Below are 11,818 nucleotides of genomic sequence, written 5' to 3'. Positions count from 1 at the left end.
TCATCCCATCATGCGCACGCTGATTACTTACATCATGGTCTTCCCGAAGCGCAGCGCATTCGTACTGATTGCTCTGCTGCTGGCAGGCGTCGCCGAGGCACTTAGTCTGACTGCGTTGCTTCCCCTGTTGTCCATTGCAGTAGGCGAATCGGTTGATTCCAAAATGGGCCAGCTGATCGTTAATATGCTGCATGAGATCGGACTGGAGCCCACACTGGAAACCATTCTGCTGGTTATCGTTGGCGGCATGTTCCTCAAGGGCGCTATTCTGCTGCTGACCAACCAGCAAGTCGGTCATACCGTCGCCCATGTTGCTACCGCGCTGCGGCTGGATCTGATCAAGGCGCTGCTTGCCAGTCGCTGGCAATACTATCTGCGTCAGCCCGCCGGTGCGCTGGCAAATTCAATTGCCACCGAAGCCTATCGTGCCGCCAACGGTTTTGAACACAGTGTCAATGTACTGGCGCTGGCAATTGAGGCGCTGGTATACAGCATCGTGGCCTTATTCATTTCCTGGGAGGCGACGTTGGGATCGCTGATCATCGGAGCGATCCTGTTTATGGTATTGCACCGGCTGGTCAGGGCAACCAAACGCGCCGGTAATAAGCAGACTCATTTGTTGCGTCATTTGCTGACCTATCTATCTGATGTGCTTGGTTCGGTGAAATCTCTGAAAGCAATGGCGCGTGATAATGTGGCCGATGTTATTCTCCGCGAACAAACCCGGCTGCTGGAAAAAGCCACGCGTAAAGAGGTAACCAACCGGGCGGCTCTGCTGGCCTTGCAGGAACCCATTCTGGCCGCTCTGACCGCAAGCGGCCTCTATCTCGCACTGGTTATCTGGAAATTGTCCCTGCCTGAAGTCATGGTCATGGTATTTCTACTGACCCGGGTGCTGGGATTACTGAATAAAACCCAGCGCCGCTATCAGCAGCTTGTGGCACAGGAAAGTGCCTATTGGGCCTTGCGCAGTGCTGCTGAGGAAGCACGTATGGAGGCAGAAAGATCAACTGGTACATTGATACCGACCCTGGAACAGGGTCTGAACCTGCGACATATTGTCTTCAGCTATGAACGAAAAACCATATTCAGTGATTTGAATATAGAAATACCAGTTCATTCGTTCACCGCTCTCATTGGTTCTTCAGGTGCTGGCAAAAGCACATTGCTTGATCTGCTCTGCGGACTGGCCGAACCAGAATCCGGTGAAATCCTGATTGATGGCGTATCCTTGCACAACATTGATCTGCGTCACTGGCGGCATATGATTGGCTATGTTTCCCAGGATACAGTATTGCTGCATGATACTATCTTGAGCAATATTCTCGTGGGTGATTCCACCATCAGCGTCGAGGATGCGGAACGCGCGCTCAGACAGGCTGGTGCATGGGATTTCGTCAATTCACTTCCCGATGGGATTCATACTATTGTCGGAGAACGCGGCGGCATGCTGTCCGGTGGACAACGACAACGCATCGCCATTGCCAGAGCACTGGCTCATCAGCCGAAACTGTTATTGCTGGATGAGCCCACCAGTGCACTGGATCCGGAAAGTGAACGCATTATCTGCACAACGCTGCAGAATCTATCAAAGGAATTCACGATCATTGCTGTCTCCCATCAACCCGCAGTGATTAACGCGGCCAACCGGGTATTCATTGTCTCGAATGGAAAAGCAGAATTATTGTCGGATACCGGCCTGCCCGCTGTTACGGATTTGAAAGAAGAGATTTAATCCGGCCAACTCGCGCAGCGTAGACCTGACGCTTGATCCGCATCGGTAAATCCGTGTCCCCAGCATGTGATTGACCGAGTTGCATGGCAATCGCGCCCGCATCGACGCTATTTGCGGCCTGCAGTGCCTTGCTTAAATGCTCCGCCTGCGGGTAGGGTTGATCAGCAAAACCTGGCCGCCCGTGAAAATCGCTGGCACACGCCTGCAAAAAAGCCTGGAAGCGCACTTTTTTGCGATAGGCATCTGTTGCCTGCAGCATATCGGCAATGGTACTAGGGCGCAATTCCAGTGCCCGGTGAACATCGCCATGAAAACGCGCCACCAGCAGCGCCAGATCCCTGGATTCTCGCGGCACCCGGATACGCTCACACAAATCCATGACCAGTTCCACACCGCGCGCTTCGTGACCGATATGACGCGGCCATTCATCAGGAGGTGTCGTGCCCTTCCCCAGATCGTGGGTCAATCCGGCAAAACGCACTTCAAGGGGGTACTGCTGCGATGCAGCATAATCAATAACCATCATGACGTGAATGCCGGTATCGATTTCAGGGTGCGCATGTGCGGGCTGCGGCACGCCGAATAATGCATCCACTTCAGGCAAAATACGGGCGAGCGCACGACATTCCCGCAAAACGTGGAACATACGCGAAGGATGCTGTTCCATCAGGCCATAGGCTATTTCCTGCCAGACCCGCTCCGCGACCAGCGCCTCCGTCTCACCAGTATGAACAATCTCTTTCATCAGTTCAAACGTTTCCGGTGCGACCTGGAAACCAAAGCGGGCAGCAAACCGTGCAACCCGCAGCACTCTCACGGGATCTTCAACAAATGCCGGGCCGATATGACGCAGGATACCTGCCTGCAAATCGGCAATTCCACCAAACGGATCAATAATATTGCCGGCTTCATCTCTCGCGATGGCGTTAATTGTCAAATCGCGCCGGGCCAGGTCTTCCTGCAGCGTCACTTCGGGCGTGGCGTAAATCGCAAAACCCTTGTACCCTCGAGCGATTTTTCGTTCAGTCCGCGCCAGCGCGTACTGTTCGTGTGTCTCAGGATGCAGGAATACCGGAAAATCCTTGCCTACCGGACGATAGCTCTGGCGGATCATATCTTCCGGCGTAGCACCCACCACCACATAATCCTGATCCTTGACAGGTAAGCCCAGCAGTTCATCACGTACTGAGCCTCCTACCCGATAAATCTTCATGTTCGACACATCAGCGCTTCGGCGCAACGATCCCGAGCCGTTGTTTCAGAGTTGGACGGTCAAGTTGTTCAAAATTATTAGCGTAGTACATCGAATTACTCAGCACCACTTTGACATAGTCGCGCGTTTCATTGAACGGGATAGTCTCCGCATAAATCGCCCCCTCTAAAGGACGCGTATCCTTCCATTGCCTTGCCCGGCCAGGTCCGGCGTTATAGGCAGCTGCAGCCAGCAGTGGTTGATCATCCAGTTGATCCAGTACATGCTTCAGGTAATAGGTGCCTAACTGGAGATTGGTATTGATATCGCTAACCAGACTGGTATGAAAATCACGCACTCCCAGTTTGCCGGCTACCCACTTGGCTGTGGCCGGCATCAGTTGCATCAGGCCGATTGCACCAGCGCCGGATTTGATATCCGCGATAAAGCGGCTCTCCTGCCGTATCAGCCCGTATACAAACGCTTCATCCAGCTGCTGCTGTTGCAGAACAGGGCGCATCTGCTCACGATAGGGCGCCAGATAGCGCAAGTTGAAATCATGATGGTTAACCGTTCTGATTGCAGTATTGATTACACGGTCATAAATACCATAGCGCTGGGCCACTTTGGCTGCTGCCAGCAGCTGCGCATCACTGAAATGCTGTACTGTCCAGATCCACTCGCGATTCGCCTCCACTCGCTGGTTCATCCGATACAGTGCCAGGGCTCGACGGATCCCCGGATTTTGTTCCATACGATGAATTTCCTGGGGCTTGACCTGATATTCGGTGGCCGGGACGCTGAGCATCTCACCCAACTCTTCCCTGGCCATCTGTCCATAGAAACTGTGTTCATGACTCAAGGGAATCAGCAAAGCATTGGCTTCTACATTCTTCTTGCTGATTTTCAGTGCGCGTGCACGCCAGTAACGCCAGACATCTTCCTGCTGCATGGCGGCAGGCATTTGGCTGATGCTGTCCAGCAAGAATTTCCAGTTTCCTTCACGTAGTGCTACCCGTGCTTTCCATGCATGTTTGGTTTCAGACAGTGGATAGGCATGCTTGCCCCGAGTGGCTTCCATGAACCAGTTCATGGCGCGCGTATCCTGTCTGATCGCAGCCCAGTAGGCAAGATTTCCCATGAAGTAAGATTGATCTACTTCAGAAAACTGTCCGCGCATTTTATGCCAGCGGGCAAATGCCTGATTGGTCTCGCTGCGCAGCAGGCGCAACAATGCGAACAATACAACTTCCCGGTCCGCACGGGATTTAAACGTTGCCTGTCGATCAAGGAAACGTCTGGCATCTTTGGCAGCAGCACCCAGTTTCTGTAAATCAAGTGCCTGCTGACGCGGCAGGTATTTGTTTATACTTTTGGCCACGCCGGTATTGCCGGCTTCAAAAGCTAGCCTGATCCGGGTCCAGACATCCTCCGCCGAGATAGCGCCGGCTCTAATCAATGAATCGAATACAGCCACACAACTGGCTGGCATATCGCGCCCGGTAAACCAGAGTGAGCGAACTTCTGTACCCGCTGTTTTATCTCCCGCCGCGAGCCGGTGTTGCAATGCATAGCATTGCAAACTGTCTTCCCGGCTGACCAGCTTTGGGTATTCCTCGGCAAACGTCGCCCACTGCTGACGCTTGCCGAGAATCTGCAGCCAGTCTCCCCGCAATCTATCTGCCACGAGACTGTTGTCGTACCGAGCAAGAAAAGCCCTGATTGTGCCCGTATCCGCTGTTGTCAGCGACAGTCGCAGCTGAAAATATTCAGCATAAGGTGACAATACATGGCGCTTCATACGCTCGGCATATTCGGCAACCCGTGCCGCATTACCCATCCGGAATGCTTCCCTTATTTTCAGATAATCCTCATCTCCTCCTGCAACAAGCAGCTGCGCCCAGAACGCCAGCAATAACCCGGCAAATACTTTACTCATGACCTACCCATCCATTCAAAACCATGATCAAGATTGAATCCGATAGTGCAATCAGCCGATCTATTTACAAACTGATTACAACCAACCCAGCCTACAGGGGAAACAACACATTCATGTTGCAATAAGAGGGAGCATCGTTCATCTATTGCTGCCAGAGCCATCAATTCACAAAGATGTATAGCGCTTTTCGTGATCAAATAACGCCTTGTGCCAGCATTGCTTCCGCTACTTTCACAAAACCGGCTATATTCGCGCCATCCACATAATTGACTATGCCATTATTTTTCTGGCCGTACCCGATACAGGAACGGTGAATAGCACGCATAATCTCATGCAAGCGCATATCCACCTCGCCACTTGTCCAGGAAAGCCGCATGGCCTGTTGGCTCATCTCCAAACCTGAGGTAGCTACCCCTCCGGCATTGCTCGCCTTACCAGGCGCAAACAGTATTTTTGCATACTGGAACCGTTCGATTGCCCCCGCAGTACAAGGCATATTGGCACCCTCAGCCACACAACTCACCCCATTCTTGACCAGTATTGCGGCATCATTATCATTCAACTCGTTCTGCGTCGCACAAGGCAAAGCGACATCCACCGGTACATTCCATGGTTTTTCACATGAAAGGAATTGTGCGCCTACCTTTTCAGCATACTCGTTTACACGTCCGTAGGAATGATTCTTGACTTCAGCCAGAATCGCCAATTTCTCTGGTGTAAATCCGGCTTCATCCACCACTGTTCCACTCGAATCGGAAACGGTGATCACTCTGGCTCCCAGTGACATGGCTTTGTCAATGGCAAACTGTGCCACATTTCCCGAGCCGGACACAGATACACGCATGTCCTTCAACGATCGGTCAACATGATTCAGCATCTCTTCGGCAAAATAGACCAGCCCATACCCGGTCGCCTCCGGCCGCAGCAATGACCCGCCAAAACTCAATCCTTTGCCGGTAAACACGCAATCCGACCGGTTAGTCAGTTTCTTCACCATGCCAGCCATATAACCGACTTCCCTGCCACCCACGCCAATATCCCCGGCGGGTACATCTGTATCCACTCCGACATGCCGGAACAACTCAGTCGCATACGCCTGACAAAAGCGCATGACTTCTCCGGGACTTTTACCCTTGGGATCAAAATCTGATCCACCTTTACCTCCACCCATGGGTAAAGTTGTCAATGCGTTTTTAAAGGTTTGCTCAAAAGCAAGAAACTTGAGAATGGAAAGATTGACGGAGGGATGGAACCGCGTCCCTCCCTTGTATGGCCCGATCGCGGAGTTATATTGAATGCGGTATCCTCGGTTAACCCTGACTTCGCTACGATCATCCACCCACGCCACACGAAATACAATCATGCGTTCCGGTTCAATCAGCCGGTCCAGCAACCCCTGCTCAGCGTAACGGGAATGATCAACGATAAAAGGCCACAAACTTTCAATGACTTCTGAAACAGCCTGCAGGAATTCCGGTTGCCCCGGATTCCTTTCAGAAACATAATTCTTGAATTCCTCGATACTGCTGTATTTCATTTTCCATTCCCCTCAGTAAATAATATTCCAGACAAACGCACAAAAAAATCGGCCACCACATCCCTACATTACGCCGATAATCATCGCAAAATTTCACAGATTTAGGGAAAGATTACACGCCATTTCTGAAATAATCCTGGAAGGGTAAAAATATGTTGCTACAGGCAGTAATCAGCGCTCATACGCCAGAGCAGGCGCCAACCATCGTTCTGCTTTCTCCAGCGTCCACCCTTTACGCCTTGCGTAATCTTCAACCTGGTCCTTGCCGATTTTGCCAACCGCAAAATACTTTGATTCAGGGTGGGAAATATAAAAACCGGATACAGCAGCAGTCGGCACCATGGCAAAGGATTCCGTCACGATAATTCCACTCCGTTTTTCCGCTTCAAGCACCGCAAACAATGGCCCCTTCTCGGTATGATCAGGGCAGGCAGGATAACCCGGTGCCGGGCGGATTCCCAGATACTGCTCGTCGATCAACTGTTCATTGTTGAGACTTTCATCTTTCATATATCCCCAGAATTCCCGTCGTACCCGTGCGTGCATATGTTCTGCAAACGCTTCAGCCAGACGATCAGCCAGTGCTTTCAATATGATCGCGCTGTAATCATCATTTTCAGCTTCAAAAGCACGTACACGCTCATCAATACCGAAGCCAGAGCTGACAGCAAACAAACCGATGGTGTCATTTATCCCGGTTTCTCGCGGTGCAATAAAATCGGCCAGTGCCAGATTGGGATGCCCCGAAGGTTTTGTCGTCTGTTGCCGCAAGGAATGCCAGGTCATGATCACCTTGCTGCGACTGCGGTCGGCATAAATCTCGATATCATCCCCGTTGACAGTATTGGCTGGAAACAGGCCGATAACAGCGTTGGCCGCAAGCCATTTCTGCTCAATAATCTTTCTGAGCATCACCTGCGCATCATGAAACAGATTGCTGGCCGCTTCTCCGACGACCTTATCCTGCAGGATTGCTGGATAGCGCCCATGCAACTCCCATGCCTGGAAGAAAGGCGTCCAGTCAATGTACGGAACCAGTGTTTCCAGCGGATAGTTGTTAAGAGTGCGTAATCCGAGAAAACTTGGAGCAGGTGGCGTATAATGGTTCCAGTCGGTTTTGAATGCATTGGCCCGGGCTTCTTCAAAGGTCAGCAGTTTGGAAGGCCCTTTCTTGTTTTTGTGCTGCTCCCGGTTCTTTTCCTGCTCGGCTTTGACCTGCTGGATATAGCCATCGCGCATATCCTGTGACATCAGATTGCTGCATACACCGACCGCCCGGCTGGCATCGGGTACCCATATGGTCACCCCGCTGTAATGGGGTGCTATCTTGACTGCTGTATGTACACGCGAAGTGGTGGCACCCCCTATCAGCAAGGGAATGGTGAACTGTTCGCGCTCCATTTCTCTGGCGACATGTGCCATTTCCTCCAGCGAAGGCGTAATCAAACCGGACACACCGATCATATCGGCATTTTCGCGACGGGCAGTTTCCAGAATTTGCGCACTGGGAATCATTACACCCAGATTGACAACCTCAAAGTTATTACACTGCAGCACGACCGAAACAATATTTTTGCCGATGTCATGCACATCACCCTTGACAGTGGCAATAACCAATTTACCCTTGGGTTTATTGTCGCCGGAAATCTTTTTTTCTGCCTCGATGTACGGCAACAGATAGGCAACCGCCTGCTTCATCACCCGCGCTGACTTGACTACCTGCGGCAAAAACATTTTGCCTGCACCAAACAGGTCACCCACTACATTCATACCGTCCATCAGCGGGCCTTCGATCACCTCGATCGGCTTGCCTCCCTGACTATCAATTTCCTGCCGGATCAGCTCCGTATCCTCAACAATATAGGTATTGATACCTCTGACCAGTGCATGAATCAGGCGTTGCCGCACCGGTTCATCCCGCCAGGCAAGATCTTCAGCCTGCTCTTTTTTCTGGCCCTTGAAATTTTCTGCAAACTCCACCAGACGTTCGGTCGCATCGGGTCGCCGGTTGAGCAGCACATCTTCAACACGCTCCAGCAGATCGGGAGGTATATCCGAATAAACCCCTAACTGGCCAGCATTGACGATCCCCATGGTCATGCCGGCCTTGACCGCATGATACAAGAACGCAGTATGAATTGCCTCGCGGATGGGTTCGTTACCACGGAACGAGAACGAAACATTGGACACACCCCCGCTGATCTTGGCGTAGGGCAGCGTTTGCCGAATGAGGCGGGTGGCTTCAATAAAATCAACTGCGTAGTTGCTGTGTTCCTCGATACCCGTGGCAATGGCAAAAATATTCGGATCGAAAATGATATCCTCGGGTGGAAAATCAGCCCGTTCAATCAGGGTATGGTAGCTACGTGTACAAATATCCACCTTGCGCTGCAAGGTATCTGCCTGGCCACTTTCATCAAACGCCATGACAATCACCGCCGCCCCATAACGGCGCGCCAGTTTGGCATGCAGCAGAAATTCCTCTTCACCTTCCTTAAGACTGATGGAATTAATGATTGCCTTACCTTGGATGCATTTCAGGCCGGCTTCAATCACTGACCACCTGCTGGAATCAACCATAATTGGCAAGCGACTGATATCCGGTTCGGACGCGACCAGATTCAGAAAAGTCACCATCGCCTTTTGCGAATCCAGCATACCTTCATCCATGTTGATATCGATGATCTGCGCACCGCTCTCCACCTGGTTGCGCGCAATCACCAGTCCTTCCGCATAATTGCCACTAAGCACCAGTCGGGAAAATGCCTTGGAACCGGTAACATTGGTGCGTTCTCCCACGTTTACAAACAAAGAGCTCTCATCAATGCTGAGTGGCTCAAGGCCAGAGAGCCTCAACTTCTTAGGAAGATCAGGCAGCTTACGTGGCGGGATGTCCTGCACTGCTTCCACGATAGCGGCAATATGTTCCGGTGTCGTACCGCAACACCCGCCAACAATATTGACGAACCCTGATTGTGCAAAATCCTTGATCAACCGGGCAGTATATTCCGGAGTTTCGTCATAACCGGTTTCAGCCAGTGGATTGGGCAGACCAGCATTGGGATGGGCGCTGGTATAAACCTCGGAGACATTTGACAACTCTTGCACATAAGGGCGCATCAGCTCTGCTCCCAGTGCGCAGTTGATTCCCACCGACAGCGGGCGCGCATGTCGCACCGAATTCCAGAAAGCTTCCGGAGTCTGTCCGGAAAGATTACGTCCCGACGCATCGGTAATTGTGACCGATATCATTACCGGCAGACGCAATCCGTGTGTCTCAAAATACTGTTCAATGGCAAACAGTGCAGCCTTAGCGTTCAGGGTATCGAAGATGGTTTCGACCAGCAGGATATCGGCCCCGCCGTCAACCAACCCGCTCACCGATTCGGTGTAACTCTCAACCAGATCATCAAATGTAATGGCACGAAAACCGGGATCATTGACATCCGGTGAAAGCGAAGCTGTTTTGGTAGTAGGCCCGATTACGCCGGCAACAAAGCGGGGTTTATCAGGCTGTTTTACTTCCATGGCGCGTGCTTCCTCACACGCCAGACGTGCACCTGCCACATTCAGCTCATACACCAGATCCTGCATGTGGTAATCCGCCATCGACGGTGCATTTGAGTTGAATGTGTTGGTTTCGATAATATCGGATCCGGCTTCAAGATAAGCGCGATGAATAGCACGGATCACCTCTGGTTTGGTCAGGCAAAGCAGATCATTATTGCCTTTGAGGTCGTGCGGAAAATCAGCAAAACGCTCACCCCGGTAGTCCGACTCACTCAGCTTATAACTCTGGATCATCGTACCCATGGCACCATCCAGTATCAGGATACGTTCGGCAAGTAATTGTTTCAGCAAATCAGCACGATCAGACATTGTCATAACAGCTCTTCAAACGGGAATTTTTAGTCAAAATAAATACGGCAGCTGTATGCTTACTGCGGAAACGCATCCAGCTGGTCACGCAAACGGTGCAGAGTTTCTTCTTTACCAATCAGCTCCAGCACTGCGTCAATCGCCGGAGTTTGTGCTTCACCCGTGACCATGACACGCAGCGGCATCGCCAGGTTGGGAAACTTCAGCTTATGCGAGGAAACGGTCTGTTTAATTTCTTGGTGAATCGCTTCTCGCTTCCATTCAATCTGCGCCAGACGATCAATCAGGTATTCCAGAACCGGACGAATTTCAACGGTGAAATACTGCGTTCTGAGCGCTTCGGCAGGCTCGACGGCTTGAAAAAAATAAGCAGATGCGTCGGCCAGCTCTTCTATCGTGCTGACACGCTCTTTAAGCAGATTGATGATTTTAAACATGTTTTCCTCTCCCGGCAGGCTGTATTTTCTTCCCAGCAGAATGGGTGTAACCAGTTCCATCAACCGGGCATCCTCGGCAATTTTCAGATAATGCTGGTTCAGCCAGGTCAATTTTTCCGGATTAAATTTCGCCGGCGAACGATTGATTGCCGCCAGATCAAACCATTCAACTAATTGTTCCTGGCTGAAAATTTCCTCATCTCCGTGTGACCACCCGAGTCGTGCCAGATAGTTGATCAAGGCTTCCGGCAGGTATCCCTGATCCCGGTAATGCATCACGGATACCGCGCCATGCCGTTTGGATAAACGCTCACCATCTGCACCAAGAATCATCGGTACATGTGCGTATTGTGGAATGATCGCCCCCAGTGCCTTGAGGATATTGATTTGACGAGGAGTATTGTTGACATGATCATCCCCACGGATAACGTGTGTAACACCCATATCAAGATCATCCAGCACCACTCCAAAATTGTAGGTGGGCGTGCCGTCACTTCGCATTAATACCAGATCATCCAGCTCATGATTGGCTACCGCAATCCGCCCCTTAACCAGATCATCAAATACCGCATACCCTTCACGTGGCGTTTTAAAGCGCACTACCGGCGTGACACCAGCTGGTGGAGTCTGTTTGCTATCGCGCCAGCGGCCGTCATAACGCGGCTTCACCCCGGCCAAACGCTGCTGCTCACGCAGCGCATCCAGCTCTTCCTTACTGGCATAACAACGATAAGCAAGTCCCTGCTTGAGCAATAGCTCCGCAACTTCCTGGTAGCGACTCAACCGCTGCATCTGGTAATACGGCCCTTCATCATAATCAAGCCCCAGCCAGGCCATCCCATCGAGAATCGCCTGCACAGATTGCTGGGTAGAACGTTCAAGATCAGTATCCTCGATTCTCAGAATAAATTTTCCACCTTGTTTCCGGGCAAACGCCCAGGAAAAAAGCGCAGTGCGCGCACCGCCAATATGCAGGTAACCGGTTGGGCTGGGAGCAAAACGTGTTTTTACCATCTGACTAAATATTAGAAGTTGTATACACAACCGTTTATACGGTTGTTTCCATACCCGGAAATCCTTGCTGATTCCTCTGGAGGAA

6 protein-coding genes are annotated in these 11,818 nt (G+C 51.4%); 1 reads left to right on the top strand and 5 read right to left on the bottom strand.

What is annotated here, in order from left to right:
- Window positions 1–10 precede the first annotated feature (10 nt).
- A complete protein-coding gene (locus tag ACZ5EJ_RS02030) occupies window positions 11–1,735 on the top strand; it encodes an ABC transporter ATP-binding protein (protein ID WP_074709919.1) in 1,725 nt (574 codons plus the stop codon).
- Here ACZ5EJ_RS02030 and ACZ5EJ_RS02025 read toward each other — a convergent pair.
- The 5 genes from ACZ5EJ_RS02025 to gltX form a co-directional block, all read right to left on the bottom strand.
- A complete protein-coding gene (locus ACZ5EJ_RS02025; protein ID WP_464557358.1) occupies window positions 1,710–2,948 on the bottom strand; it encodes a multifunctional CCA addition/repair protein in 1,239 nt (412 codons plus the stop codon). The genes ACZ5EJ_RS02030 and ACZ5EJ_RS02025 overlap by 26 nt on opposite strands.
- A 10-nt stretch (window positions 2,949–2,958) precedes the next feature.
- Window positions 2,959–4,866 (bottom strand): lytic transglycosylase domain-containing protein, encoded by a 1,908-nt coding sequence (locus ACZ5EJ_RS02020; protein ID WP_011633620.1) that lies wholly within the window; start codon window positions 4,864–4,866, stop codon window positions 2,959–2,961.
- A 193-nt stretch (window positions 4,867–5,059) separates the two neighbouring features.
- Window positions 5,060–6,403, bottom strand: a complete 1,344-nt coding sequence (gene gdhA, locus ACZ5EJ_RS02015) for an NADP-specific glutamate dehydrogenase (RefSeq protein WP_074684720.1) — start codon at window positions 6,401–6,403, stop codon at window positions 5,060–5,062.
- A gap of 171 nt (window positions 6,404–6,574) precedes the next feature.
- A complete protein-coding gene (metH, locus tag ACZ5EJ_RS02010) occupies window positions 6,575–10,288 on the bottom strand; it encodes a methionine synthase (protein WP_074684719.1) in 3,714 nt (1,237 codons plus the stop codon).
- 53 nt (window positions 10,289–10,341) lie between these two features.
- Window positions 10,342–11,733 carry a glutamate--tRNA ligase gene (gene gltX, locus ACZ5EJ_RS02005; RefSeq protein WP_074684718.1) on the bottom strand — a complete coding sequence of 464 codons (1,392 nt, stop codon included), beginning with the start codon at window positions 11,731–11,733 and terminating at the stop codon, window positions 10,342–10,344.
- Window positions 11,734–11,818: the final 85 nt, after the last annotated feature.

Source organism: Nitrosomonas sp. TNE100 (genome assembly GCF_055387135.1).
This window is presented reverse-complemented; position numbering and strand designations above follow the sequence as displayed.

Coding starts and splice junctions, on each gene's coding strand:
- gdhA (WP_074684720.1), bottom strand. CDS start 6,403: ATGAAATACAGCAGTATCGAGGAATTCAAGAATTATGTTTCTGAAAGG.
- gltX (WP_074684718.1), bottom strand. CDS start 11,733: ATGGTAAAAACACGTTTTGCTCCCAGCCCAACCGGTTACCTGCATATT.
- metH (WP_074684719.1), bottom strand. CDS start 10,288: ATGACAATGTCTGATCGTGCTGATTTGCTGAAACAATTACTTGCCGAA.
- ACZ5EJ_RS02020 (WP_011633620.1), bottom strand. CDS start 4,866: ATGAGTAAAGTATTTGCCGGGTTATTGCTGGCGTTCTGGGCGCAGCTG.
- ACZ5EJ_RS02025 (WP_464557358.1), bottom strand. CDS start 2,948: ATGAAGATTTATCGGGTAGGAGGCTCAGTACGTGATGAACTGCTGGGC.
- ACZ5EJ_RS02030 (WP_074709919.1), top strand. CDS start 11: ATGCGCACGCTGATTACTTACATCATGGTCTTCCCGAAGCGCAGCGCA.